This is a genomic window from Ralstonia mojiangensis (assembly GCF_023955645.1).
GTDB classification, from domain to species: Bacteria; Pseudomonadota; Gammaproteobacteria; order Burkholderiales; family Burkholderiaceae; genus Ralstonia; species Ralstonia mojiangensis.
In genome coordinates this window covers 714400-739850 of record NZ_JAMXHU010000004.1, presented here as the reverse complement: position 1 = coordinate 739850, position 25451 = coordinate 714400, and the positions used below count along the sequence as shown (strand labels likewise).

The window sequence follows — 25451 nt, the reverse complement described above, 5'->3', positions numbered from 1 at the left end:
GTGAACCACATTCTCTGCCATGCCCGCCGAACTCGATCCATCCCCCACGCAGCCGGAACCCTTGCACGGCAGTCTGCTCGACGGGCTACGGCAGCCGGCTTGGCGTGTGGCCATGGTGCTGGTGGCCATTGGCGGCACATTGGTCTTCTTGCAGTGGGCGCGGGCGTTTCTGGTGCCGCTCACCCTCGGCGTGGTGCTGGCGTTTGCGCTGAACCCGGTGGTCGTGTGGCTGCGGCACTGCTATGTGCCGCGCACCATTGCGGCAGCCATCGTGGTGCTCGGCCTGTGGATTGCCGGTGCAGTGCTGGTCTTCGGGATGCAAGACGGCGTCTCGGCCATGGCAGACCGGTTGCCCGTGGCGGCGGAGCGCATGGCCGAAGCCATCGACGGTATGCGTGGGCATATGGGTGGCGCGTTCGACAAGATGCGCGATGTGACTGTCGCACTCGAACATGCCGCCGAAGGAGTGCAGGGCAAGCCGGCGCCGGCACTTGCCAAACGGCCGCCCGCGGTCGCGGCTCCTGCCGCGCAGCCGGTGCTGCCGCTGCGCGAGTTTCTATGGATGGGTTCCGCCAACCTCTTCGCGCTTGCGGGCCAACTCGTCGTGGTCTCGTTTCTTGTCTACTTCCTGCTCGCGTCAGGCCAGGCACTTAAACGCAAATGGGTGCGCGCGGTGGGCAACACGTTGAGCGAGAAGAAGCGCGCGGTGCGCATGATGGCGGTCATCGGCACGCAGATTCAGTATTCGCTGCTGGTGCTGTTTGCAACCAACATTGTGCTGGGCGTACTCACCACGGTGGCCTTCGTGCTGCTCGGCATGGAAGACGCAGCAGTCTGGGGGCTGGCGACGGCCGTGCTGCACTTCGTGCCGTATCTCGGTTCGGTGGTGATTGCCGTGGCCAGCGGCATCGGTGCGTATCTGCAGATGGGCGCGTGGTCGGATGCGCTTGTCGTGGCAGGTGTCACGCTGCTGCTGGCTACCCTGGTCGGCACGCTGCTCGTGACGTGGCTGCAGAGCCGGGCCTCCAAGCTCGATCCGTGCGTGGTCTACATCGGCCTGCTGCTGTGGGGCTGGCTGTGGGGCTTGTGGGGCTTGCTGCTTGGAACGTCGATCACGGCAATGATCAAAGTTGTATGTGATCACGTCGATCGATTGCGCCCGCTCGGTACGCTGCTTGGCACCACTGACGCGCCGGCAGGCATGTCGCAACGCTTGCTGGACCGACTGCGCGGCCGTCCCACCCGGCGTCCTGAACGCGTACGCCTCCCGCATTGATTGCTTTCGGATCACCTTGCGCAGCAAGCGTTACAAGCGCGCATGTAACCCTTACGCAACGATCACGTCGCGACGCTGGCGGATCCATTGGTACGTTGCCTTGTCTGCGTCGCGGTGTTGTGCAGGAGTGGTGCAGGTCTTGTCGATTGTGCGGAGCATGCGGGCGTTGTTGGCACGTCGGTTGCGGTGCGCAAGGCAACTAGATCACGTCCGCAGGAGGGCGCCATGAACCGACTACGCCCCACCTTACGTGGCCCGCATCAGCGCGGCGAACGACCGGCAGGGACTACGCCGCCGCGTGCGCCAGACGCGGGTCGAAACGCTGAAAACATCGACAAAATGCTCGGCAAGCCGGAGCAGGGCAAGCCGGAGTCGGGATCGCAAGAGCGGCTGCCTCACGAGCGCGATCAGAACCTTGAAGAGCAACGTTCCGGACCGCGAAGCAATGTCGAGCAGGCCGCACGCGACATCGAAAGCGGGCAGCTTGACACCGATCTGCACAACACCCCCGGCGTAGAACGCGTCGTGCGAGAACGCCATGCGGCCAACCGTGACGACAGCGATCGCCAGGTCGCCAATCGCAGCGCAGACGATCTTGCTCACAAGCGAGGCCAGACGGGCGGTCCTTCGCACAGCCGCGATAAGCACAAAGGTTGATCGACCCATGCGCATCGCTTATGTGACCGAAACCTGGCCGCCGGAACTCAACGGCGTATCGCTCACTGCCGCGCGCACCGTGGCGTTTCTGCAGGCGCGCGGACATGACGTGATGCTGGCGCGGCCGCGTCAGAGGGCCATCGACGCTGGCAAGCCTGCGTTGGCGGAAGACACGCTGCGGGTTCCTGGCGTGCCAATTCCGCTGTATCCGGATTTGCGTATGGGATTGCCAGCACGCCGGCGCCTGCTTCGCGCATGGGGCGCGTATCGGCCCGACCTCGTGCATGTCGCCACGGAAGGACCGCTCGGCTGGTCGGCCATTCGGGCCGCGCGTCAACTCGGGGTGCCCGTGACCTCGGATTTCAGAACCCGTTTTGACGAGTACGGCCGGCACTACGCCTGGGAGGGCGCTGTAACGCTGGTGCGTGCCTACCTGCGCGCCTTTCACAATCGCACCGATCGCACCTTCGTCCCGACGCGCGAACTGCAGCGGCAGTTGAGCGACCTCGATTTCGAACGCCTGACCGTCAGTACGCGCGGCGTGGACGCACACAGGTTCACGCCGCAAGCCCGCAGTCACGCATTGCGTGCGCAATGGGGGGCTGACGCTGACACGCCGGCCGTGCTCGTGGTCGGGCGTCTTGCGTTGGAAAAGAACCTGGGTGTTGCGCTGGATGCGTTTGATGCCGTACGCGAGCGCGTGCCCGACGCGCGCCTCGTCATGGTGGGCGATGGTCCGCAACGCAACGCGCTGCGCCGTCGCTGTCCCGATGCCATCTTTGCAGGCACGCAGCATGGCGAGGCATTGGCCGCGCACTATGCATCGGCAGACGTGTTTCTCTTTCCAAGCGTGACGGAGACCTTCGGCAACGTGGTGGTCGAGGCGATGGCCAGTGGCTTGCCCGTGGTGGCGTTCGATACCGCCGCGGCCGGCATGCACGTGCGTAGCCACGAGAACGGTTGGCTCGCGCCCCTCGGCGATGCCGCGTCGTTCACGCAGGCTGCCGTCACACTTGCCACGGATGCCGGCTTGCGCCAACGCCTGGGTCAAGCGGCGCGGTTGACCGCACAGAGTCTGGATTGGCCGCGTGTGCTCGAACGCTTTGAAGCGGCGCTCATCGCCGTGCACGACGCTGCCGCCAACGGGGAGGCCTACCATGGCGACCCACGCCTGGCCTGACTGGAAGCGCTGGCGCGAGCGTGATCGGCAACTCGCCGTGGCGCTCAATCACGTGGCGGGCGATGCGTCGGCCATGCGCTTTTATCGTGGTGTCAGCCGCCTTGGCGACGGCATGCTTTGGTATGCGTTGATGGCGGCGTTGCCCGTGGTAGGCGGTGACACCGGCTGGGAATGCGCCAAGCAGATGGGGCTCACGGGGCTGCTGTCGCTGGTCATCTACATCCTGCTCAAGCGCGGCGTGTGCCGGCCTCGGCCTTACCTGTCGTGTGAAGAGATCCACCTGTGCGGGCGCGTGCTCGATCAGTTCAGCTTTCCGTCGGGCCATACGCTGCACGCGGTGTCGTTCAGCATCGTGATGGCCGCGTATTACCCGCGCATGGCGCTGGCGCTCGTGCCGTTTACGCTGATGGTGGCCGTCTCTCGCGTCGTGCTTGGCCTGCACTATCCGAGCGACGTGCTGGCAGGTGCCGGGCTCGGCATGCTGATCGGCGGATTGTCGGTGTGGTTGTTCTAGCGCCCGCGCTCAATACGACGTTTGTGCGTGCCCGGCGACGGTGGTTTCCGGGCCGCCCATCCACGCCTGGGCCAGCACCTGCGCAAAGCCGTTCTTCGTGACGGGCGTGCGCGTCTCCAGGCATGCGGCGAGCAGCTCTTGCCAATGGCGGATGACGTCGGGATGGGCCGCGTCGGCTGGATGGAGGCCCAGACGTAGCAGCGGTGTCTCGGCGTGTCGCTGCGCCAGCCAGCGCAAGTAATACCGCGACACCAGCCGGCGCGCCGGCGAACGCACGCTGTACGTCAGGCAGGGCGCCTTGAGCGGGCGCCGCGGGTGCAGTAGGTAGAAGCGTTGCAGCGTGGTCGTATAGCGCAGGGGCAGGCCGTCCAGCGCTTCCCAGGTTGCCGGGTTCATCAGCCACGCCGGGGCGACAAAGCCATGCAGCGGCCAGCCGTTGGCGGCAAACCATGTAGCTCCAGCTTCAATGCGCGCGCGCGCCGCCGCCAGCGGAATGGCAGAGAATTCGCCTTCACCGGCGGTATAGCGCGTGCGGATCAGTTGGTTGATCACCCCGCCGGGGGGCTGGTCGTCCAGGTGCGCGTAGCCGTGCAGGACAAGCTCATCGCCTTCGGCCAGGCACTCGCTCATCACGCGGCAGAAGCGCTCGCTGCTGCGTGCGGTCGGGCCGCGATAGAAGTTCGGAATGACCAGCAGAGACTTGGGTACGCGCGCCACCTCATCCAACGCAGAGAGCAACACCTTGCACGCAGGCCAGGTGGCGGGCGTGACATCGTGCATGGCAAGAATGAGATAGCGCGACATGATGAACAGAGTCGATCGATCAGGGTTACCGGCCGCGCGAAGCACGCACGGGCTCGCGAGCCGGTTGTGGAGTTGACTGCGCAGCGGTGCTGGTTTGCCGGCCGAGCAGCGCGCGGTAGCGTTGCAGAAGTTGCGGCAGGACGGCCTGCCAGTCGTATTGCATCGCATGGCGGCGTGCCGCATGCGCCAATGCGACCGGATCGCGCTGGCGCAGCGCCTGGAGTGCCTGCGCGAAATCGTCAGCGCGGCAGCGCGGCACGGCATAGCCCACGCGCTCGTTCACCAGCTCGCTTAAACCGCCGGCTGCGCAGGTGACGACCGGCACGCCGCTGGCCATCGCTTCCAATGCGACGAGGCCGAATGTTTCCTGATCGCCCGCATGCACAAACACATCGGCACTTGCCATGGCTGCGGCCAGGTGCTGCGTGTCGCCTTCATATGCGAGTGCGCGTACGTGCTTGCCACGTGGCGGTGTCGGGCCCGAACCGATGGTGACGAGCACGCTGCCGTCGTCCAGCTTGTCCACCGCGTCGCACAGCACGTGCAGATTCTTCTCAGGCGCATAGCGGCCGACGTACAGCAGCACGCGTGCATCGCGCGGCAGGTCGAGTTGTTCGCGCCAGCGCAGCGAGCGCCGCGCGGGATGGAACAAGCGCGTGTCTACGCCCAACGGCTGCAGTTCTATGCGTTGCACACCCAGGTCGGCCACTTTCTGGGCGATGTAACGGCTGGGCACGAACACCGTATCGAAGTGCGGATACAGCTTGCGGGCGTACGCGGCCGCGGCCAGCTCGGCAGGCGGGCCGCCCAGGCGGCGGAAGAACGCTGGCAGATCGGAGTGATAGAACGCCGCCACCGGCACCTGCAGCTGCGCGCCGGCATGCACCGCTGCCCATGACAGCCGGTACGGGTCCCCCGCTTCAATGAGGTCTGGCGACAATGCACACAGCGCTCGCACGGCCGGCCCCGTGCGCAGCGGAATGCGATAGCCATGCGACAGCGGCAGCGGCACACCTGGCACCACGGCGATCTCATTGGTAGCGTCGTCCGCTGTGCCGGGCACGACCAACGTGTGCCGCCAGTGCGTGGAGCGCAGGAAGTCGTGCTTGGCGCGCAGGTAGCGTTTGACGCCACCGCTCTCCGCCGCCCAAAACATCGTCACGTCGGCCAGATGCAAGGACGCGGTGGTCGCATCGCCGTTATCGCGGTGCGGGTAATGATCGGTGGGCAGCTTGCGCACGGGGCTCCTGTCGATGGCGGGGCGCGTCAGACCTGGCGCCGCATTTCCGCCGGCGCAATGCGCATCAGCCCGCGATACTTGGCCACTGTGCGGCGCGCAACGATCACGCCCTGCTCGGCGAGCATCTTGGCGAGCGACACATCGGAGAGCGGTGCGTCCGCATCTTCAGCTTCGATCATCTCCTTGAGCAACGCCCGCACCGACGCGGCCGAGCATGCACCGCCGGTGTCGGTTGCCAGCTGACGCGAGAAGAAATACTTGAACTCGAAGATGCCGCGCGGCGTGGCCATGTACTTGTTGCCTGTCGCGCGCGAGATGGTCGATTCGTGCAGGCCAAGCTCTTCGGCCACGTCACGCAGCACCAGCGGCTTCATGGCCACCTCGCCGTATTCCAGGAAGTGCTTCTGGTGCGCGACGATTGCCTCGGCCACGCGCTGGATGGTGGCGAAGCGCTGCTGCGCATTGCGGATCAGCCAGCGGGCTTCCTGCAGTTGGTGCGCCAGCGGCGTGCGATTGTGGCCGCGCGTCTGGGCAAACAACTCCGCGTAGACCTTGTTGACGCGCGCGCACGGCGCCACCGCCGGGTTGGTCACGGCAACCCACTTGCCCTTGATCTTGGCGACGATCACGTCGGGCACGATGTAGCCCGCATGCGCTTGCGAGAAGCGCAGCCCCGGGCGCGGGTCCAGCATGCGGATCAGGGCGCAGGCATCGCGCAACTCCTCTTCGGTACAGCCGAGCGCGCGACGCATCTGCGTGAGTTCACGTTTGGCCAAGCGCGGCAGGTGGCTACGCACGATGTCTTGCGCGATCTCCTGGATGCGTTCTTCGGCTTCGGTGTCGGCGGGGCGCGCTTCAATCTGCAGGCGCAGGCACTCCGCCAGATCACGCGCCGCCACGCCCGGCGGATCCAGGCTTTGCACGAGCGCCAGCGCAATCTGCATTTCCTTCTCGGTCGGTGGCGGCTCCACTGGCGCCAGCGGAATCAACTCGGAGAGCAACTGGCGCAGGTAACCGTCGTCGTCCAGCGCTTCAATCAGCGTCTGTGCGAGGAGGCAGTCGCGGTCTGACAGGCGATAGCTGCGCAACTCCTGATGCAGATGTTCGCGCAGGCTCGGCGTGGAGTGCACCCATTCGCCGATGTCGCTGTCTTCACCATCGCCATGGTGGGCGCCACCGTGGCTGTAGTAGGTGCTGAAGTCGGTGGGGAAATCCTCCGATGCGGCCAGCGTCGGATCAGTCTCGATGGCGCTCGTGGTGGTTTCCAGCGGAGCGTCGTCTGCAGGCGGGTGATCGGCCGCGGCGCCGTCCCGATCGGCAGGAATGGCAATGTCGCCGGTGCGTGCAGCATCGGGCTGCGCACCCGCTTCTTGCTCGACCTCTTCCAGGAACGGATTGCTTGCGAGCGCTTCTTGCATTTCCTGCGCAAATTCGGTTGCAGACAACTGCAGCAGCTTGACGGATTGCTGCAGTCGCGGCGTTAGCGCGAGATGCTGCTTCGCACGCATTTCCAGAGCGGCCTTGACCATTCGCCTTGCCTCCTTTGGTGAGTGGGCGTCGACAATTACGTCGACCGGTCACCGCATCGATGCAAAGGGTATGCCATGTCAACAAAGCCAGTCGCCACAAGGCTTTACGGGCGGCTGGCACGCCGTTTCTACATGGTCATGTCGTTTTTATATGCCCATTGTTGCCGGCACATGACAGCGCCGACGGCGGCTGCGGGCTGCGTGCGCGGTGCAGGCGGGTGGCACCGCAGGTACATGCGTTGCTGCGCCGAAGGTGGGAGACGCGCCGCAGTGCGCTTCCATTGCCTTCTTTTCGAAGCATGACATTCCAGGAGAAACCACATGCGAACACGTTTCCTGACCGCTGCGCTCACCAGCGTCATCTTCGGGCTGGGCATCGGCACGACCGTCGCCCAGACGACGACCGCGCCGGTCGACAACCAGGAATCCAGCAACCCGACCAAGGCGCCGGGCAAGCGCACCGATCCGCCGTCTTCGACTGCCGACCGCACGGCCAATACATCGATGCCAGGCAGCCAGGCGACACCTGCCGCGGGGAATGACAGCGACACCAACAAGCCGATGCACAAGAAGCATCGCCATCACAAGAAATCGAAGTCGGATGCAACCGTGCCAGGCGGCACCAATAGCGCGGGCGACATGTCGCACTCGGGCGTGCAGGCCGGCGGCAACGATGCTGCGACGACCACGGGGAATTCGTACCCCGGTAGCTCGAAGCAAGGCCAGTAACGTTGAAAGGGAAGGGCTCGCCATGCCGATGACATTGACCACCGCCGTCCGCACGGGCCCGCGCGCCCGCGCGGAAACCGAACCCGCACCCCGTCGGCCGACACCGGAACCGCAGGAGCGCCGCCGCCACGAACATCCCGGCGAGCGCGCGCACGCGCATCCGCGCTAGAACGTCAGCGCGGATGCAGCGGGTACGGCAGGGTTGGAGCCTTGAGAAGCGCCGTCGTCAGGCCGCCATGGCAGCGGCCGCGGTGCTTTGGTAGAGGTCGAGGCGGTTGTACAGCGTCTTCAGGCTGACGCCGAGCGTCTTGGCGGCTTGGCGCTTGTCACCATGAAAATGCTCCAGCGTGGCCAGGATCATTGCGCGTTGCGCATCCGCCAGCGTCACGCCCACCGACAGGCTGAGCACACCTTCCTTGACGGTCGGGCGCGCAGGGCCGCGTGCGGGCGCCAGCGGCGCGGCCAGTTCGACGGTTTTCTCGCCGAGGATGTAGCCGCGCTGCACGGCATTGCGCAACTCGCGCACATTGCCGGGCCACGGCTGGCCGCGCAGTGCCGACAGGGCCTGGCGCGAGAACACCTTGTCGGTCTGGTGCGCGGCGTTGAACTGGGCAAGGAAGTGCAGGGCCAGCTCTTCGATGTCGTCTTCGCGATCGCGCAGCGGCGGTACCTGCAGCGGCACCACGGCCAGGCGATACATCAGATCTTCGCGAAAGGCGCCTTCACTCACCGCTTCCAGCAGGTTGCGGTTGGTGGCCGCGATGATGCGTGCGCGCGTCTGGATGGGCTCAGTGCCGCCCACCCGCATGAATACGCCGGTCTCCAGTACGCGCAGCAGCTTGACCTGCATCTCGACCGGCATCTCGGTAATTTCATCGAGGAAGATCGTGCCGCCGCAGGCATGTTCGAAATAGCCGATATGCCGCTGGGCCGCCCCGGTAAAGCTGCCCTTCTCGTGGCCGAACAGTTCCGACTCGATCAGGTTGGGCGAGATGGCGCCGCAGTTCACTGCGATGAACGCCTGGTCTGCGCGCGGGCTCATGTCGTGCACCGTGCGCGCAATCAACTCCTTGCCCGTACCCGATTCGCCCATGATGAGCACAGTGGCCAGCGTGCCTGACACCTTGCCAATCTGGTCGTACAGCGCGCGCATCACGGGCGAGCGGCCGTAAAGGTGACCGAAATCCGGCTCGGCGATCGATTGGGCGGGGGATGTTTCGGCGTCGGACGGCACGCGTTCGGTGTCGTCAAAGTCGGCCAGGGCAGGGGGATAGCTCAGGCGCCCGACGGTCACTGCACGATCGTCGGCGAAGGCTTCGCTCAAGGACATGGCTCCCTCGTGGTTGGTCGCGACGGGGACGTCCTGGCGAGCGGCTGCATCTTCAGCGATGCAGTCTTCGAAAGGCAGGGTACGTCGTCATCCCGTCACATTGTGTTGAAAAGTTGAGCCATTATCAGGGCCGCCCAAGCGCGTTGTATGTCGGGCATGCGCTGACGTTTCTTCCATCCTGTCGGCCAAACGCTGACAAGAAACGGGCCTGAGACACAGATGCCGCGCGGGTTTCACATTTGTCATGCGGCGTACGATGTCCATTTCGGCCCGCAGGTGGCGAAGCGCTGACCTTCTCAACTATGCTGACTGCTGCGTAGTACCCGCGGTGCTCCCTGAAGAGTGACGTATTCGATCCATTTCTTGCATGCGTGCGTGTAAAAATTACCGACGCCCACGTTGCCAACGTGGGCTTGCCCGCTCGATGGCGCAGTTGTATTGGATGGAATAGTTTTTGCACCTGCCGCCGGTTCTCCAGTCGAGCGCGTCGTTGCGCCCTGCATGACCGCCGGCACATACCGGCACATCCAACCAAATCGAGATGCCACATATCCTGATTGTCGAAGACGATGCCAATGCACGCGCTGCTCTAGGTGAGCTGGTGGGTGCCGAAGGCTTCACCACCGCGCTGGCCGGGTCGCTGCGCGATGCGCGCATTCAGATGTCGCGTCACAGCCCCGATGCCGTGCTCATCGATCTTGTCCTGCCCGACGGCAACGGCATGGATCTGATGGAAGACATCGCGCCGCACTCCGGCACCGAGATCATCGTCATGACAGGCCACGCCAGCGTGGAAACCGCCGTCGAGGCCCTGCGCATGGGCGCGGCTGACTATCTGGTCAAGCCCGTCAATTTCCAACGTTTGAAATCCGTACTGGCGCGCATCCCGCGCCCGGGCGATCTGAAAGCCGAGATCGGCAACCTGCGTGGTGAGCTGCGCCGTCTGGGCCTCTTCGGGCAGATGCTCGGCAACTCGACCGTGATGCAGACGCTGTATGACCAGGTCAGCCGCGTGGCGCCTACCGAGGCGACTGTGCTGCTGATTGGCGAATCCGGCACCGGCAAGGAACTGGCCGCGCAGACCATCCACGACCTCAGCCTGCGTCGCAAGCAGCCGTTTCTGCCGGTCAACTGCGGTGCCATTTCGCCCAACCTGATCGAGTCGGAAATGTTCGGCCACGAGCGCGGCAGCTTTACCGGCGCCGACCGCCAGCACAAGGGCTATTTCGAACGTGCCAATGGCGGCACGCTGTTCCTCGATGAAATTACCGAGATGCCGATCGAGCTGCAGGTGAAACTGCTGCGCGTGCTGGAAACCGGCGTGTTCATGCGCGTGGGCACCAACCGCGAGATCGACTCCGACGTGCGCGTGATTGCCGCCACCAACCGCGACCCCGAAGAGGCCGTCGCAGACGGCAAGCTGCGCGCTGACCTGTATCACCGCCTGAACGTGTTTCCGTTGCAACTGCCGCCGCTGCGCGAGCGCGGCAAGGATGTGGAGCTGCTTGCTCAACATTTCCTCGACCAGCTCAACGCGCAGAGCAATACCAAAAAGGCATTCCTGCCGCCGGCCATGGAAACGCTGCGCGGCTATCACTGGCCGGGCAATGTGCGCGAACTGCGCAATTACGTGCAGCGCGCGTACATCCTGTCGGACGACGCCGGCATCGATACGGCCAATGTGCCGCTGCAGGTGTCGAGCACGCAGGTCTCGTCCGGTTCCACGCTGACGATTTCGGTCGGCACCTCACTGGCGAGTGCCGACAAGAAGATCATTCTTGCCACGCTGGAGCAGTGCGGTGGGGTGAAGAAGCGTGCGGCTGAACTGCTCGGTATCAGCCTCAAGACGCTTTACAACCGGCTGGAGGAATACGGCAACAGCAACGCCGACGACGGCGGCGACGGCAACAGCGCGGGCTCCGGCCGCGCGCATGCCACCGAGGCATAACCAGACTTCCTGGCGCGGTACGCGGCTTGCTGGACCAGTGGGGTATCCGCCCCATGGCGGCAAGCTCACTCAACTGCACAGGAGGTCACCATGCTGCGTTATGCAGTCGTCTTTTTCATCATCGCCCTGATTGCGGCCGTGCTCGGGTTTGGCGGCATCGCTGCCGGTGCAGCGAGCATCGCCAAGATCCTCTTCATGATTTTCGTGGTGCTGTTTGTGGTCAGCCTCATCTGGGGCCTGGTCGCGGGCAGAGGATGACGCCGGGATGATGCGCACAGCTTTCAACCCGGCTCTCACAATGCCACGCAACTCCAGGAGCGCTGATTGATGGAACCGTCTCAAACCAACCCGTTTCCCAAATCCGATGCCAACGGCAACCTCATCCGCGGCGACGTGGCGCAAGCCGCCGAGCGTGTGAAGGCGACCACGGCACAGGCCATCGACCGCACTGCCGACGCAGCGGCCACCGCACTTGACGAGGCCGCTGCCAAGCGCGATCAATGGCGCGCCTCGCAGCAGCGTTTGATGAGCGATGCGGCGGACTGCATGCGATCGCACCCGCTTGCGACGATCGGCCTGGCATTCGGCGCGGGCTTTCTCATCAGCCGGCTGCTGGGCAGCGGTAACGACTGAGGGCGCAAGCCCTCAAGATTCCTCGCAGCCACGGTCGCGCTTGCGCGCGTGCCGTGCGCTGACTAGGCTCAAGGTCGAGGCCGGCACAGCGCTGGCCGCATCGCTTTGCAAGGAACTTCCATGCGCTTGGCTGCCTGCTTCGACCGCGACCTGCTCAAGCGCTCCGCCCAGGTGCTGATGGGGGCGGTGCGGCAATGGTCTGCACATCGCGCCGCGAGCAAGGGTGCGGCGTTGTCGTTCTATACGTTGTTCTCAATGGCGCCGGTGCTGGTGCTGGTCATTTCCATTGCCGGCTTGTTCTTTGGCGAACAGGCCGCGCGCGGCGAAATCTTTGGGCAGATTCAGGGTCTGGTGGGCGCGCAGGGCGCCTCCGCGGTGGAAGCCGTACTCGCCGCTACCCGGCGCTCGGGCAGCGGCCTTTTCGCTGCAGCCACGGCCGTCGCGCTGTTGCTGGTGGGCGCCACCACGGCCTTCTCCGAACTCAAGGACAGCCTGGACGAACTGTGGGAAGTGCCGCCGCGCCAGCAGGCAGGACTGTGGGGCCTGTTGCGTTCGCGTCTGCTGTCGTTCAGCCTGATCCTGGTGCTGGCGTTTCTGCTGCTGGTGTCGCTCACCATCAACGCAGCGCTGGCGGTGGTGGAGCGCTTCTGGGGGGCGTTGTGGGCGGGCTCCACCTCGGGCATCGCGCTGCTGGTGGCGCAGGTGCTGTCGTCGGCGTTTTCATTTGCGGTCGTATCGCTGCTGTTCGGCACCATTTTCAAAATGCTGCCGGAAACGCGTGTGGCTTGGCGCGACGTTGCCCTCGGGGCCGTCGTAACAGCGCTGCTTTTCACGCTGGGCAAACACCTCATCGGCCTGTATCTGGGCAACAGCGCCGTGGCGTCGTCTTACGGGGCCGCGGGCTCGGTGGTGGCGCTGATGCTGTGGATCTACTACTCCGCCCAGATCTTCTTCTTCGGCGCTCTGGTCACGCGGCAATATGCGCTGCGATTCGGCAGTCGCCAGTACGAAGCCTCGGGTCAAGCCGGTGCGGCCGCGCAGGCGGCGTTGCTCAACCCGACGCTGGCGGCAAATCTCTCCAGTGGTGGGACCGGCGGCAACGCAAACGCAGCGCGCAACAGCCGCTAAGACCTAAGGACGCCGGCTTAATCTCGCGTCAACTGCTCCAGCAGCATGCCTGCCACGAACGCCAGACCGATCGTAATGACCGGATGCTGGCGCACGGAACCGCTTGCCTGCTCCGACACATTCGCGTGCAGGTTCTTCAACTGTTCGGTGCGTTTGTCGAACTGTGTGAGCGCCGTGGAAAGGACGCTCGCCAGCCGGTCGATGCCTTCTGCCGTGGCATCTTTGACGCGCTGGGCAGTGTGATCGATCTGCGGATGGAGCGTGGTGATGGTCGCACCGTTGGCGCCATTGCTGCTGCCGGGCGGCTTGGGGGTCAATTCGGTCATGTCGGCCTCCTGAACTGATGCATGTCAGCCAATTCATAAGCAACCGCCATGCCCCACCGTTGCGTGCCGCCCAAAAGAAAAGGGCCACGACTGTGGCCCTCGACACGGTGAGGAACTGCGCGGCTAGCCGACCGTCACCACGGTCTTGCGCACGGCCCAGATTTCAGCTTGCAGGGCGAGTGCGGCGAGTGCCTGCAGGCTGTCCTGCGGCAGGGCCTTGATCCGTTTGCGGCGATTGGCGGCACGCTGCTGACGCGCCGCGCGCACGCTTTGCTCGTCGAGTTGCCACGCCTTGCGGGTGGTCTCGATGATGCGTTGCACTGCCGGATCGACAGGGATTCGACTACGCACGATGTTGGACTCCTTGCTTCTTTGCTTCTTTCAATGTCGCGGCGTACCCAAAGGCGGGTTTCGCGACGGACTCCACAATACGGGAGCTTCATGACAACTTCGATAACACCGCCTCCGAAAGGGTTGTCAGTGCATTCCCACAACGGGTTGGTCTCCTCCGTCTGGGGGACGGTTCCTAGGGAGTTTCCCCCGCTTGCGGCTCGGATCAGTTGATCCTAAGCAAGGGCGCCGATCGCGTACAATCTCGGCTGCCCCGGATTGACAACTCCGTTCGGGCAGTCCATCGGCCGCCGGGATGACCCCGCCAGCCAGCGCCCACGCCATGGGCGCATTCATCACTTCTCCCTTTCGGTTTTTGCCCGTGAGTACGCTGCAGCAGGAGATCCGGCGCCGCCGGACGTTCGCCATCATTGCCCACCCGGATGCGGGTAAAACCACGCTCACCGAGAAACTGCTGTGGTTCGGCGGCGCCATTCAGATGGCCGGCGCCGTGCGCGCGCGCAAGGCCAACCGCCACGCCACCTCCGACTGGATGGAGATGGAAAAGCAGCGCGGCATCTCCGTCACCTCGTCGGTGATGCAGTTCCCGTACCGGAATGAGGGCGGCGACTACATCGTCAACCTGCTCGACACCCCGGGCCACGAAGACTTCTCGGAAGACACGTACCGCACGCTCACGGCCGTCGACTCCGCCGTGATGGTGATCGACTCCGTCAACGGTGTGGAAGCGCAGACCATCAAGCTGCTCAACGTCTGCCGCCTGCGCAGCACGCCCATTCTCACGTTCATCAACAAGCTCGACCGAGAAGGCCGTGCGCCCATCGAGTTGCTCGATGAAATCGAAAGCGTGCTGCAGATCCAGTGCGCGCCGATGACCTGGCCGATCGGCATGGGCAAGTCGTTCAAGGGCGTGTATCACCTCGTGAACGACACGGTGCAGCTGTTCGACCCGAACGCCGACAGCGAGAAGGGCGCCACGGCCGGCCTGATTCAAGGTCTGGATAACCCGGAGTTGGATCGCGTGCTGGGCTCGCAGGCGGAAGAACTGCGCATCGATATCGAACTCGTGCGCGGCGCATCGCACACGTTCGACAAAGAGGCGTTCCTGGCCGGCAAGCAATGCCCGGTGTATTTCGGTTCGGCGGTGAACAACTTCGGCGTGCAGTCGCTGCTCGATGCGCTGGTCGACCAGTCGCCCGAGCCGCTGGCGCGCCCCACCGAAACCCGCGAAGTCAAGCCGATGGAAGAGAAGTTCACCGGCTTCGTCTTCAAGATTCAGGCCAACATGGACCCGAAGCACCGGGACCGCATCGCCTTCGTGCGCGTGTGCTCGGGGCGCTTCGAACGCGGCATGAAGCTGCTGCAGGTGTCGACCGGCAAGACGGTCGCCATCAACAACGCCATCACGTTCATGGCGCAGGACCGCAACACCACGGAAGAGGCATTTGCCGGCGACATCATCGGCGTGCCCAACCACGGCACGATCCGGCTGGGTGATGCCTTTACGGAAGGCGAGGCGCTCAAGTTCACGGGCATCCCGTCGTTTGCGCCGGAATTCTTCCGCCGCGCGCGCCTGAACAACCCGCTGCGCCTGAAGCAGTTGCAGAAGGGTTTGCAGCAACTGGCCGAAGAAGGCGCCACGCAGATGTTCCGCCCGCTGGCATCGAACGACCTGGTGCTGGGCGCCGTCGGTATCCTGCAGTTCGACGTGGTTGCGCACCGGCTGGAGCACGAATACGGCGTCGACGCCATCTTCGAACCGCACGAATGCTCCACGGCCCGCTGGCTGCGCGGCAAGCAGGAAGATATCGACAAGCTGATCGACAAGGCCGGCCACAACGTGGCGCTGGATGGTGCCGGCGATTACGTGTACCTGGCGCCGAGCCAGGTCAATCTGCGCCTGACGCAGGAGCGCTTTCCGGACATCCAGTTCATGGAAACGCGGGAAATCGTCTAAGCGGCGATGGGCGAACAGAAACGGGGCCATGTGCCCCGTTTTTTATTGACCTGTTCGGCGTGCCACTGGGCAAACCGCTTCAAGCTGGCGGGCACCGGTGTCGGCGTTTCGCGCCGAGAGCTGCAGAAGCTGCAGAGGCTGCGTGTCTGCGCCGCCCACTTTGACCGTGATCGGCTTGCCTGTATGGAACAACGCGTAGAAGCGCGCCCGCGGCTTTACGTCACCCACGGCATACGCTTCCATGTCGGACACTTCAAGGCGCGCCGGAATCGTCAAGCGCAAAGGGCCGGAAGCGAATTGGATGCGGAGGGCCGTTCCGTTTTGCCCCGGTTGCGCACTCGTGGATACCGCAACGTGGAGCCGCCCGTCCTCGCAGTTGGCGTAAAAGCTCAAGCCATCGGTTTCGTAGCCGCCATACGTCAATGACTGTGCGACGTAGTACCAGCTTGCGAGTTCTTCTTCGGCGGTTTCCGTGGTGGCCGCCAACGCGGAAGTGGCGAACAAGGTGGCGATGGCGGCAATGGACAGGACGCGCAATTCGGGGCCTCTCACGAGCGATGAAATCCGGCGCGCAACGATGCCGGAATGCCGCTGGAAAGTCCATGGGGCAGACAATTCAAGGGCCGTCCCCGCGGCGTTGTCGCTGTATCCGCACCCGAACCGCATCCAGCCCGGCGCCCGCATCCAACACGGCCTCTGCGGCAAACACACCCTGCGCCAGGCGCGCCAGAGCGCCGCCGCCCGGCACCTCCACCGCCATGTTTGCGCCGCGTTCCAGCGCATGCCGCAGCGTGTCGTGCCACAACACCGGCCGCGCCATGTTCCAGGCCAGATCTTCGACGATGAGATTGGCGCGAAACAGCGCACGCGCGCGGCTGCCGCTGACGTAGGTGATCTGTGGCGCGTGGGCGGTGGCCTTTGCCGCGGCGGCCGCAAGGTCGGCGGCTTGCGCGTCCAGCAACGGGCAGTGCGACGGCACCGCCATGCACAACCGCGTCGCTTTCGATGCGCCGTGGGCCAGCGCGCGCTCGGCGACCTGCGCGAGCGCTGCGTTGTTGCCGGCCACGACGATCTGCCGTTCCGCATTCACGTTGGCGACATAGGCCGGCGTGGCGGTGGTGCTGACTTGCGCAACGATGCCGCTGACCTCCGGTTCGGCGAGGCCGACGATGGCGACCATGCCGTAACCGCTGGGGTAAGCGTCTTCCATGAGCTGAGCGCGCAGGCGCACCAGGCGCAGTGCATCGCTGAACGCCAGCACACCGGCGACAACCGCCGCAGGCCACGCGCCAATGGACAGGCCTGCGACCATGTCCGGCCCTGCGTCCTGTCGAGTCAGCGTGCGAGCCACGGCCACGCCGGCAATCAAGATACAAAGCTGTACGGCCACCGTCGACCGCAACGCCTCTGCGGTGTTGAGCGTGAGCGGGTCGACGCCGAGCACGTCGCCGGCTTCGGTCAACGTCTGCGCAACAGCCGGGTCACCAGGCAGCGCATGCAGCATGCCCGCGCGCTGGCTGCCCTGGCCGGGAAACATGAACAGGATGCTCATGCCGCGTCGCTCCATGGGTCTGCGACGAGGCGGGGGCCGTGGTCGGTCTTGAGCAACGTTTGATGCGGCGACGCCAGCCAATCGCGTAACGCGAAGCCGCCGTGGCCAGTGTCGATCTGCAGGTCGACGCGGCATTCGGTATCGCCCAACAGGCGGGCGAGCTGATCGCGTTGCGCAGTCGACGGGGCACGCGGCATGCGCACAACGAGGTCGAGATCGCTGTCCGCATGCAACACCGGCAAACCGCTGGCGAGCGCAAAGCCGGCGCCGCCCGTCGGCCCCCACGCCCAGCCGAGTGCGTTGAGTCTGGGCGCCAGCGCGCGCAAAGTGCGCAGCGCAGCGAACGGTGCGTCGTGGGCGATGGAGACGGCTTGGGCTGCCAACCCCTCGGGCGAGACCACGCGCGTGATGCTGTTGGCGGCTACCGTCGCTGCGCAGCGTTCATGCCGCGCGCCGCCGCGCAGGCCGACCGGCACGGAACCATCGGTGCTACGCGGGGCGCGTCGCACCACGACAGGCGCCCCTTGCCGGTATGCCGTGATGGCCCAGTCCGGCAAGGGCGCGCCATCCATCGCTTTGGGTGTCTCAGACACCCAAAGCAGATCGTGCGCGCGCAGCTGCGTCTGTGTCATCGCAGCAATGCCTGCGTAGCCAGGAACAGGATCGACGGCCCGAGCAGGCAACCGATACCCGTATGGAACGTCGCCACCAGCGAGCCGTAGGGCACCAGGCGCCGATCCGTGGCCGCCAGACCTGCCGACACGCCGCTGACCGTACCCGCCAACCCGCCGAACACCATGGCCGCGCGCGGGTTGTTCAAGCCCAGCGCCTTGGCCGCGAACGGCGTACCGACCATCACCAGGATCGCCTTGACGAGGCCCGTGGCAATCGACAGCGCCATCACATCGGACGTGGCACCGAGCGCCGCACCGGTGACCGGCCCGACGATGTACGTGACGGCACCCGCGCCGATGGTGGTGACGCTCACCGGATCGGTATACCCGAAGGCGTAGGCAACGCAGGCACCGACGATGAACGGCAGCACCGTTCCGAGCAGCAGCGAGATGGCGCCGATCATGCCGGCCTTGCGCGCCTCGGTTACCTGCACTTCAAAGGCCGTGGCCACGATGGCGAAATCGCGCAGCATTGCGCCGCCCATCAGGCCGATGCCGCCGAACAGCTTCAGGTCGGCCAGGCCGCGTTCGCCGCCGGTCTGCATGCCGCCCCAATAGGCGAGCACCAGCCCAATCATGATGGCGATGGCCGAGCCGTGCACGCGCCCGAACGTCAGCTTCTTGGACACCCACATCGATAGGCCCATGACGATGCCGACCAGCGCAAACGCCGCGACCAGCCCGTTGTGCTGCAGAACTTTCTCTAGCATTGACAGCATGGTGCGGCTCCTTAGGCGCGGGCTTGTTCGGATTCAGGCAGCGGGGGCAGCGGTTGCCGGTCTTCTGCGTTGCCCGTGCGGTTGATGAGTGCAATGCAGACTCCGCACACCAGCACCGCGCCGATGGCGCCCAGCAGTGCGACAGGGCCACCGCGCAGTGCCGTGACGACGTTCTGTGTGGCAGCCATGGCCACCACCACGGGGATGTACATCGCGCCCCAGAACGAGACGCCCGCCTCGGTGGCGGCGGGCATTAGGCCGCGCTTGTGCAGGTAGAGCCGCGCGAAGATGAGCAACAGCATGGCGATGCCCACGCCGCCGACATTGGCCTTTACGCCGATGGCCTGGCCGAGCAGGTCGCCCAGGAAGAGGCCGGCGATATGACATAGCGCCAGCAGGGTTGTACCGTAGATGATCACGTCTTTGTCTCCTGAAGGAACGGCGATGGGTCGCCTGTTGTGGTGTTTGGTGATCGAGGGTTGAGGACTGGTTGTTTTGCGTTGATTGCGTTGGTGGTGCATCCCTTGTTTCATCCCCTGCCGGGGCTGACTTACTTTCTTTGTCTTGCCAAAGAAAGTAAGCAAAGAAAGGCGCGCCCGATGCGGCGAACCCCTCCTTGAATTTCCATAACCGGGCGGAGAAGGGGAAAACTCGCTTCGCTCAAACAGTTCCCCTTCCTTTTTCCTCTCTGCAACAGAAATTCAAGGCGCCATCTAGGGCAAGTACGGCCAAACCATCGAGGGCGCATGTGCTCGCGCCGTGATGTGCTCCTGTTCGTTATGCGCTTTCTGGCTGCGCGTTCCATTGCTCGCGCAGGCGTTTGCGAACTTCCGACGATGCGCCGCGCAGCGGTGCGCCCAGGCGGCTTTCCAGCCCGCGCGACGGGTCGGCTGCGATGTCGGCCAGCGCCGCCGCGAGCGCCGTCTGCACGGTATCGATGTCACCTGCATCGGGCGCGTCGGCAGACTTCACCTTCAGCAATCGCCACAACAACCCCAGCGACGCGAAGCTGGCGATGTCGTACGCCATGGGCGGAATCTCTTGCGCGAGGCGTTCCAGGTCGGCGACGGAGCGCAGCGTCACGCGCGCGGCTGCGGCCTTGCCCATGGCGTGCACCATTACTTCGGCATCGTCCAGGGCGAGCAGGCGATTGGCCTGGTAGCCGTGTGCCAGCAGCGCGCCCGACATGGCACGGCCGACGATGAGGCCAATGACGGGGTGGCCAGCCAATCGGGCGGCGGCGTAGGCATCCGCCGCTGCTGCCAGTGCTAGGTGGATGCCGTAGGCCTCTTCCCGGCGCCCGTAGGCTTGGCTTGCCACATCGATGACGGCGACGATGGCGCGCTTCTTTTCCTGCGCGGCATCTGCAGTCATGACATCGCGCACGGCACGCGCGAGCTGCCAGCCTTCGATGAGGCCGACTTCACCGTTGCGTGCGCGGGGGAAGCGGTTTTCGGCATCGGGCACGACAGCGATGTAGCGCGCCGGCTGACCCGCGAGTGCGGCATCGACGACTTGCAGCGTGCTGCCGTAACCCGGCACCGGCGTACCGTTGGCGAGCGCGTGCATCCAGGTCGCGCCGCGCGTGGAAAGATCGTTCTGGCTCATGCGACGTCCTTTGCATAGTGCGCGCGCACATCTTCTGCCGTGGCTTGGCGCGATGTGTCGACGGCGTTGAGGCGTTCGAGGTAGTGATCGATCTGCTCGCTGCGCTGGTGCTTTGGCACGCCGGCGCGCAGCCACTCGATCACCTGCGCGCGGATCGTGACGGAATCGTCTTCGATGCAGACATCGGCCAGCCCGGTGGCGGCGCGTTGCTCGCCGCCGGTGAGGCTCCAGATGAAAGGGCGATCGCGCGAGTCGTATTCTTCAATGCCGGCTTCCTGCTCGATGACTTGCGGGCCGTTCAGGCCGAGGCGTGCTTCGCGCGTCATCAGCAGGTAGCTGCAAAGGCCTGCGGCGATGCTCATGCCGCCAAAGCAGCCGACCACGCCCGCCGTGATGCCGATCACCGGCCCATACTCGCGCAGCGCACGGATGTCTGCGTGGATTTCAGCAATGGCGGCAAGGCCCAGGTTAGCTTCCTGCAGCCGCACGCCGCCGGTTTCGAAGACGATGACGGCCCGTGTGGGAATGCCGTTGCGGTTGTCTTCCACGGCCAGTGCCAGCGCGCCCGCAATCTTGGCGCCGGACACTTCGCCCATGCTGCCGCCCTGGAATGCGCCTTCAATGGCAAGCACCACGGCGGGCTGTCCGCCCAGCGTGCCGCGCGCCACCACGACGCCATCATCGGCCTGCGTGACGATGCCCTGACGCGGCAGCCACGGCGATGTCAATTGTTCGAAGGGGTCCAGCAGTTCACGGAAGGTACCGGGGTCGAGCAGGGCGATGGCGCGTCGGCGCGCATCGCGTTCGATAAAGCTGTCGCGTTCAATCGGGTTGCGTGACATGCGTGTCTCCTCAAGATTGCGCGAGCGCTTCAAGCGCCTGCTCAAGCCGCAACCGCACCACGGCCGGTGTCGCGCCGAAGTCGTTGATAGTGATCTTGGCAGCCGGCCACGCGTGCGAGCCGAACACACGCGCAAGCTGCGCCTGCCACGTCGCGCTCATGCCATTGACGGACGTGGTGATGGCTACGTCGATCTGGCCGGCGTCGCCCGGCGTCAACAACACTTCGAGGTCGCCCGAGCCGACCACGCCGGCATACGCGCGGCGCCCGGCGGGTGCACCGCCGGTGAACTGAAAATCAAGATGCTCCATGTTCGGTTTCCTGATGAGCGGATTCGATGTCGGACGCTGCGTGCGCGTTTGCGGGCAAGCGATCGAGGAAGAGCGCGGCGGCCAGCAAGTCGGCTGCGCCGCCGGGCGACACGTGCAGCGCCAGCATGTCTTGTTCAAGCGTGCGGAAAGCGCGGCGGCCTTGTGCTGTTGCCAAGCCGCCTTCTGCGCGCACGGTGGCCGCGCCGGTTTGCACGACGTGCAGTGCCTTGGCGCCGCCGCGTGCGAGCACGCAGGTGTCGTCCAGCGCAGCCATGACGGCAAGCAATGCATCCACGCGTGCGTGGTCTTCACGGATGCCGGCCGCACGCGCTTCGCGCAGCGCCGGCAGCGCCACTTTGATCACGTGCGGGAAGCCGGCACAGGCTTGGCCCTTGGCCCCGCCGACACCGTAATCGTTGCAGGCGCGCTCGCCTTTGTGGCCAGTCGAGACGGGCGCAAAGCGATCGGGAATGTTCGCCAGGCGCGCGGCGCGGCCCGCAACAGCGGCTGCGCTTAACGCTTGCGGCGCCTGGCTCGCAGCCGTGACCAGCAGGCCTAGCGCCCAGATGGCGCCGCGGTGCGTGTTGATGCCGCCCGTGGCATCGAGCATGGCCGCTTCGCCTTCGCGCCCCAGGCGGCCGATGCGCTCGCGCAGCGCGAGTTGTGCGCCGGCTTGCGTTTCGATCTGCGCGCCGGCCAACGCCATGGCTTCAAACGCCGGGCGCAGCGTCTGCGCGGAATGCACCATCAGCGTCCAGTCGAGATCGTGATGTGCGCCGTTGCCACGCACATCCACCAGACCAGGTTTGGGCGACAGCGTCACCTCGTCGATGAGGGCAGATTCGACCAGCGCGGCCAATCGCTTTGCACGCGCTTTCGGGCTGGCCGGCAGAGGCCGTTGCAATGTCTTCTCCATTACCAGCTCCGGAAGCGTGCAGGCGGTTCGTACAGGCCGCCGGACCATTCGACGAGGTCGGCGATGCTCTTGGCGGCGAGCAATTCACGGCTGGCATCGCTGCGGCGCACGTCGAGGTCTTCGGGCAGGGCGATCAGGCCGTCGCGGCGCATCTGCTCGGTCTTGGACGTGTCGTGGCGCAGTCCAATCGACGTGACGCCCGCCACGGCGGCAATCATGGCGCGCCGCTCTTCCAGCGAGCGGGCCTTGTAGAGATATGCAATGCCGTCTTCGGTCAGCAGGTGCGTGACGTCGTCGCCGTAGATCATGATGGGCGCGAGCGGCATGCCGCTTTGCTTGGCCACGGCCACCGCGTCCAGCGTGTCGACAAAGGTCGGCTTGCCGCCTTCCTGGAATGTTTCGACCATCTGCACGACGAGCTTCTTGCCGCGCTCGAGCATCGTCACCGGTTCGGTCATGTCGAGCCACGCAGGCGTTGCGTGACGGCGGCCGCGCGGGTCGTGGCCCATGTTGGGCGCGCCGCCAAAGCCGGCCAGCCGCCCGCGCGTGACGGTGGACGAATGCCCGTCGCCATCCACCTGCAGCGTCGCGCCAATGAAGAGGTCCACCGCATATTGGCCGGCCAGCTGGCACAGCATGCGATTCGAGCGCAGCGAGCCGTCGCGGCCGGTGAAGAACACATCGGGGCGCGCGGCCACGTAGCGTTCCATGCCGAGTTCGGTGCCGAAGCAGTGCACGCTCTCCACCCAGCCGGATTCGATGGCGGGAATCAGCGTCGGATGCGGGTTCAGCGTCCAGTTGCGGCAGATTTTTCCTTTGAGGCCCAGGCGCTCGCCGTACGTCGGCAGGATCAACTCGATGGCGGCGGTGTTGAAACCGATGCCGTGGTTGAGCGACTGCACGTTGTGCCGCTGGTAGATGCCGCGAATGGCCATCATCGCCATCAGCACGTGCACGGGTTTGATGAGGCGCGGGTCGCGCGTGAAGAGCGGCTCGATGTAGAACGGCTTGTCTGCCTGCACGATGAAGTCGACCCACGAGCCTGGAATGTCGACGCGCGGCAGGTCCGCCGGGTCATCGACGATCTCGTTGACCTGCACGATGACGATGCCGTCGGAAAACGCGGCGGGCTCGACCAGCGCGGGCGTGTCTTCGGTGCTCGGGCCGGTGTAGATGTTGCCGTCGCGGTCGGCCTTGAAACCGGCCACCAGCGACACGTTCGGAATCAGATCCACCACCAGCCGCGCATACAGCTCGATGTAGGTGTGGATGGCGCCGACTTCCAGCAGCCCGTCGGCCAGCAACTGGCTGATGCGCAGGCTCTGCGGCCCGGCGAACGAGAAGTCCAGCTTGTGCGCGATGCCGGCCTCGAAAATGTCGAGGTGTTCGGCGCGGCTCACGCTCGGCATGATCATGTGCAGATCGTGCAGGCGCTCGGGGTTGACCTTGGCGAGTGAGCGCGAGAGGAAATCCGCCTGTTTCTGGTTGTTGCCTTCCAGCACGACGCGGTCGCCCGGGGCGAGCAGTGCTTCGAGTGCGGCGACGATATCGCCGGTGGGAATGACCTTGCCGTTGGCAATGCGCCGGGCTGCAGTCAGGCGGCGCTCTTTCTCATCGCGCCGGCGGCGCCATTGGGGCGGGATGGGTGCGTTGGCCCCGTTTGCCGATTGGGTGGGCATCGGTTGCATTGGGTGGCGTCTCCAGCCTTGATGGATTTGATGCCCTGTACCGTAGGCTGTAAAAAGGTGCACTTCAATCAACCTAGGCGTTGTTTCATTAACTTGAGGTTAATGAAACGATGGCCGATTCTGAGAGCAGCGCGCCCGTAGAACGCGCCCGGAGGAGCCCCTGCCATGGCAATCGATGAAGACATCACCCTGAAGAAGCTCGAAGTCTTCCAGTCGTTCATGACGCTGGGCAACATGGCCCGCGTGTCGGAGGCGTTGGGGCAAAGCACGGTGAGCGTGCACCGCGCGCTGCACTCGCTAGAAGAAGGTTTGCGCTGTCCGCTGTTCAAACGCGATGGGCGCAAGCTGATTCCGCTGTCGACCGCCTACGTGTTTGCCGAGCACGTGGAGCGCATCCTGGCCGAGTGCGAAGCCGGTGTGCGCCGCACGCGCGAAGCTGCGGGCTTTTCGTCAACGACGCTGAAAATCGGCGGGCTCTATTCGATGACGGTCGGCACGTTGCCGCGCATCTTTGCAGGCCTGAAAACGCGCCGCTCCGCACTCGACATCGAACTCACCCTCGGCTCGAACCGCAGCCTGCTCGCCAAGCTGGAAGACGGGCAACTCGACGCCATCGTCATCGCGCTGGGCGAGCCGCTGCGCAATCCAGATCTGCTGACCGTGCCGATGTTTGATGACGAGATCCTGTTTGCCGCGCCGCTTGCCTCGCCGTATGCGTCGTCAGCGGAGATCGACCTGCAAACCGTGCGCGCCGAAAAGTTCGTCGCGCTCGGCGACGACTTTGCGACGTATCACGATTTCATGGCCGCCTTCGACAAGGCCGGCTTTGCGCCGCAGATTGCCCTGCGCGTGGGCGACATCTTCTCGCTGATGAACCTCGTGAGCGGCGGCATCGGCTACGCGTTGCTGCCGCGCCGCGTGGCCGATTTCAGCCCCAAGGTGCAACTGATTCCGCTGGCCGCGCGTTATGCGATCAGCCAGCACATCGTGCTGGTGATGCAGCGCAATCGGGAGCGCGATCCGAACCTGTTGGCGTTGTCGGCGGAGTGTCGTTTGCTGGGCGCGAGGTAGCGCGGGTGTAAGGGCGGGCGAGCCCAGGCAAGCCCCCGCACCGATGCTGCAACATCGGCACGCAGACCTCATGCGCCTGGGTCGCCCATGAAGTCAGCGTTGTTGATCCGGATGTTCTGGCGCAGGCGTCGCGCCCGTATCGCACGTGTTGCCCGCGGCGTTGCGGCTGAACACCGCGCGCAGGAATCCACGCGCAGACAGCACGCCTTTCTGATATTCGCTAAGCGCGTCGCCAGCCGGTGAGTTGGTGGCGTGGGAGATCGAGCAGGTCACGGCATTCCTCTTCATCTGATGAACGGAACCGCGCCCAACCCTTGGGAGGGGTGGGCGAGCACAGGCAAGGTGGAAAACCGATACATACCAATCGGCACGGCCGAAGCCGTTCAAGCCTGGCTCGCCCCAGGAGGGAGACGAAGCCAAGCCATAGCAAATGAGGACAAGAACCTATGCTCGGTTCCTGCCCGGTATG

General features: G+C 65.0%; 28 protein-coding genes. 10 read left to right on the top strand and 18 right to left on the bottom strand.

What is annotated here, in order from left to right:
* Positions 1-19 precede the first annotated feature (19 nt).
* Entirely contained in the window at positions 20-1276 is a 1257-nt protein-coding gene (locus NG898_RS20000) for an AI-2E family transporter (RefSeq protein WP_252694053.1), read from the top strand.
* Positions 1277-1522: 246 nt separating this feature from the next.
* Here the strand turns inward: NG898_RS20000 and NG898_RS26250 are convergent, their stop codons facing one another.
* Positions 1523-1879 (bottom strand): hypothetical protein, encoded by a 357-nt coding sequence (locus tag NG898_RS26250; protein ID WP_252694052.1) that lies wholly within the window; start codon positions 1877-1879, stop codon positions 1523-1525.
* 61 nt (positions 1880-1940) lie between these two features.
* Between NG898_RS26250 and NG898_RS19990 the strand changes: the two genes are divergently transcribed.
* Both NG898_RS19990 and NG898_RS19985 read left to right on the top strand, forming a co-directional pair.
* Positions 1941-3113 carry a glycosyltransferase family 4 protein gene (locus NG898_RS19990; protein WP_252694051.1) on the top strand — a complete coding sequence of 391 codons (1173 nt, stop codon included), beginning with the start codon at positions 1941-1943 and terminating at the stop codon, positions 3111-3113.
* Positions 3091-3627 (top strand): phosphatase PAP2 family protein, encoded by a 537-nt coding sequence (locus NG898_RS19985; protein WP_024978053.1) that lies wholly within the window; start codon positions 3091-3093, stop codon positions 3625-3627. The genes NG898_RS19990 and NG898_RS19985 overlap by 23 nt, the downstream gene beginning before the upstream one ends.
* A gap of 9 nt (positions 3628-3636) precedes the next feature.
* On the opposite strand, the gene NG898_RS19980 is transcribed toward NG898_RS19985, so the two are convergent.
* From NG898_RS19980 to NG898_RS19970, 3 genes are read right to left on the bottom strand one after another with little or no spacing between them, the layout of a single operon-like run.
* A complete protein-coding gene (locus NG898_RS19980; RefSeq protein WP_252694050.1) occupies positions 3637-4431 on the bottom strand; it encodes a DUF2334 domain-containing protein in 795 nt (264 codons plus the stop codon).
* A gap of 25 nt (positions 4432-4456) precedes the next feature.
* Positions 4457-5671, bottom strand: a complete 1215-nt coding sequence (locus tag NG898_RS19975) for a glycosyltransferase family 4 protein (protein WP_252694049.1) — start codon at positions 5669-5671, stop codon at positions 4457-4459.
* Between the two features lie 26 nt (positions 5672-5697).
* A complete protein-coding gene (locus NG898_RS19970) occupies positions 5698-7200 on the bottom strand; it encodes an RNA polymerase factor sigma-54 (RefSeq protein ID WP_252694048.1) in 1503 nt (500 codons plus the stop codon).
* A gap of 321 nt (positions 7201-7521) precedes the next feature.
* On the opposite strand from NG898_RS19970, the gene NG898_RS19965 reads away from it, so the two are divergent.
* A complete protein-coding gene (locus NG898_RS19965) occupies positions 7522-7929 on the top strand; it encodes a hypothetical protein (RefSeq protein WP_252694047.1) in 408 nt (135 codons plus the stop codon).
* 226 nt (positions 7930-8155) lie between these two features.
* Here NG898_RS19965 and NG898_RS19960 read toward each other — a convergent pair whose 3' ends face one another.
* Complete coding sequence (locus NG898_RS19960) at positions 8156-9259, bottom strand: sigma-54 interaction domain-containing protein (protein WP_252694046.1); 1104 nt, start codon at positions 9257-9259, stop codon at positions 8156-8158.
* Positions 9260-9800: 541 nt separating this feature from the next.
* On the opposite strand from NG898_RS19960, the gene NG898_RS19955 reads away from it, so the two are divergent.
* The 4 genes from NG898_RS19955 to NG898_RS19940 all read left to right on the top strand — a co-directional run bounded on the left by NG898_RS19955 (position 9801) and on the right by NG898_RS19940 (position 12968).
* On the top strand, positions 9801-11207 hold the full coding sequence (locus NG898_RS19955; RefSeq protein ID WP_024978047.1) for a sigma-54-dependent transcriptional regulator: 1407 nt from the start codon (positions 9801-9803) through the stop codon (positions 11205-11207).
* Positions 11208-11297: 90 nt separating this feature from the next.
* The gene (locus NG898_RS19950) at positions 11298-11465 is read left to right on the top strand and encodes a DUF1328 domain-containing protein (RefSeq protein WP_004632450.1); all 168 of its coding nucleotides are present in this window, start codon (positions 11298-11300) and stop codon (positions 11463-11465) included.
* A gap of 69 nt (positions 11466-11534) precedes the next feature.
* Positions 11535-11840 carry a hypothetical protein gene (locus NG898_RS19945; protein ID WP_045205628.1) on the top strand — a complete coding sequence of 102 codons (306 nt, stop codon included), beginning with the start codon at positions 11535-11537 and terminating at the stop codon, positions 11838-11840.
* A gap of 120 nt (positions 11841-11960) precedes the next feature.
* Positions 11961-12968, top strand: coding sequence for a YihY/virulence factor BrkB family protein (locus NG898_RS19940; RefSeq protein ID WP_252694045.1), 1008 nt, complete (start codon positions 11961-11963; stop codon positions 12966-12968).
* A gap of 17 nt (positions 12969-12985) precedes the next feature.
* Here the strand turns inward: NG898_RS19940 and NG898_RS19935 are convergent, their stop codons facing one another.
* Both NG898_RS19935 and NG898_RS19930 read right to left on the bottom strand, forming a co-directional pair.
* Positions 12986-13294 carry a hypothetical protein gene (locus NG898_RS19935; protein WP_252694044.1) on the bottom strand — a complete coding sequence of 103 codons (309 nt, stop codon included), beginning with the start codon at positions 13292-13294 and terminating at the stop codon, positions 12986-12988.
* A gap of 123 nt (positions 13295-13417) precedes the next feature.
* Entirely contained in the window at positions 13418-13645 is a 228-nt protein-coding gene (locus tag NG898_RS19930) for a hypothetical protein (protein WP_004632457.1), read from the bottom strand.
* 361 nt (positions 13646-14006) lie between these two features.
* Between NG898_RS19930 and NG898_RS19925 the strand changes: the two genes are divergently transcribed.
* A complete protein-coding gene (locus NG898_RS19925; protein ID WP_004632461.1) occupies positions 14007-15602 on the top strand; it encodes a peptide chain release factor 3 in 1596 nt (531 codons plus the stop codon).
* Positions 15603-15644: 42 nt separating this feature from the next.
* On the opposite strand, the gene NG898_RS19920 is transcribed toward NG898_RS19925, so the two are convergent.
* The 10 genes from NG898_RS19920 to mdcA all read right to left on the bottom strand — a co-directional run bounded on the left by NG898_RS19920 (position 15645) and on the right by mdcA (position 23911).
* Positions 15645-16154 carry a hypothetical protein gene (locus NG898_RS19920; protein WP_252694043.1) on the bottom strand — a complete coding sequence of 170 codons (510 nt, stop codon included), beginning with the start codon at positions 16152-16154 and terminating at the stop codon, positions 15645-15647.
* A gap of 64 nt (positions 16155-16218) precedes the next feature.
* A complete protein-coding gene (mdcH, locus tag NG898_RS19915) occupies positions 16219-17154 on the bottom strand; it encodes a malonate decarboxylase subunit epsilon (RefSeq protein ID WP_252694042.1) in 936 nt (311 codons plus the stop codon).
* Positions 17151-17786, bottom strand: a complete 636-nt coding sequence (locus tag NG898_RS19910) for a malonate decarboxylase holo-ACP synthase (RefSeq protein ID WP_252694041.1) — start codon at positions 17784-17786, stop codon at positions 17151-17153. The genes mdcH and NG898_RS19910 overlap by 4 nt, the downstream gene beginning before the upstream one ends.
* Positions 17783-18547: a malonate transporter subunit MadM gene (madM, locus tag NG898_RS19905; RefSeq protein WP_232038835.1), complete on the bottom strand. Its 765-nt coding sequence runs from the start codon at positions 18545-18547 to the stop codon at positions 17783-17785. Before madM ends, NG898_RS19910 begins: the two co-directional genes overlap by 4 nt.
* Before the next feature lie 11 nt (positions 18548-18558).
* Positions 18559-18966 (bottom strand): malonate transporter subunit MadL, encoded by a 408-nt coding sequence (gene madL, locus NG898_RS19900; RefSeq protein ID WP_252694040.1) that lies wholly within the window; start codon positions 18964-18966, stop codon positions 18559-18561.
* Between the two features lie 358 nt (positions 18967-19324).
* Entirely contained in the window at positions 19325-20155 is an 831-nt protein-coding gene (gene mdcE / locus NG898_RS19895) for a biotin-independent malonate decarboxylase subunit gamma (RefSeq protein WP_252694039.1), read from the bottom strand.
* Positions 20152-20997, bottom strand: a complete 846-nt coding sequence (locus NG898_RS19890) for a biotin-independent malonate decarboxylase subunit beta (RefSeq protein ID WP_252694038.1) — start codon at positions 20995-20997, stop codon at positions 20152-20154. Before NG898_RS19890 ends, mdcE begins: the two co-directional genes overlap by 4 nt.
* Before the next feature lie 10 nt (positions 20998-21007).
* Entirely contained in the window at positions 21008-21307 is a 300-nt protein-coding gene (locus tag NG898_RS19885; RefSeq protein WP_252694037.1) for a malonate decarboxylase subunit delta, read from the bottom strand.
* The gene (locus tag NG898_RS19880) at positions 21294-22223 is read right to left on the bottom strand and encodes a triphosphoribosyl-dephospho-CoA synthase (protein ID WP_252694036.1); all 930 of its coding nucleotides are present in this window, start codon (positions 22221-22223) and stop codon (positions 21294-21296) included. Before NG898_RS19880 ends, NG898_RS19885 begins: the two co-directional genes overlap by 14 nt.
* Positions 22223-23911 (bottom strand): malonate decarboxylase subunit alpha, encoded by a 1689-nt coding sequence (mdcA, locus tag NG898_RS19875; protein WP_252694035.1) that lies wholly within the window; start codon positions 23909-23911, stop codon positions 22223-22225. The genes NG898_RS19880 and mdcA overlap by 1 nt, the downstream gene beginning before the upstream one ends.
* Before the next feature lie 165 nt (positions 23912-24076).
* Here mdcA and NG898_RS19870 point away from each other — a divergent pair, with 165 nt between their 5' ends.
* Positions 24077-24982 (top strand): LysR substrate-binding domain-containing protein, encoded by a 906-nt coding sequence (locus NG898_RS19870; protein ID WP_252694034.1) that lies wholly within the window; start codon positions 24077-24079, stop codon positions 24980-24982.
* 93 nt (positions 24983-25075) lie between these two features.
* On the opposite strand, the gene NG898_RS19865 is transcribed toward NG898_RS19870, so the two are convergent.
* Positions 25076-25255, bottom strand: coding sequence for a hypothetical protein (locus NG898_RS19865; RefSeq protein ID WP_252694033.1), 180 nt, complete (start codon positions 25253-25255; stop codon positions 25076-25078).
* Between the last annotated feature and the right edge of the window lie 196 nt (positions 25256-25451).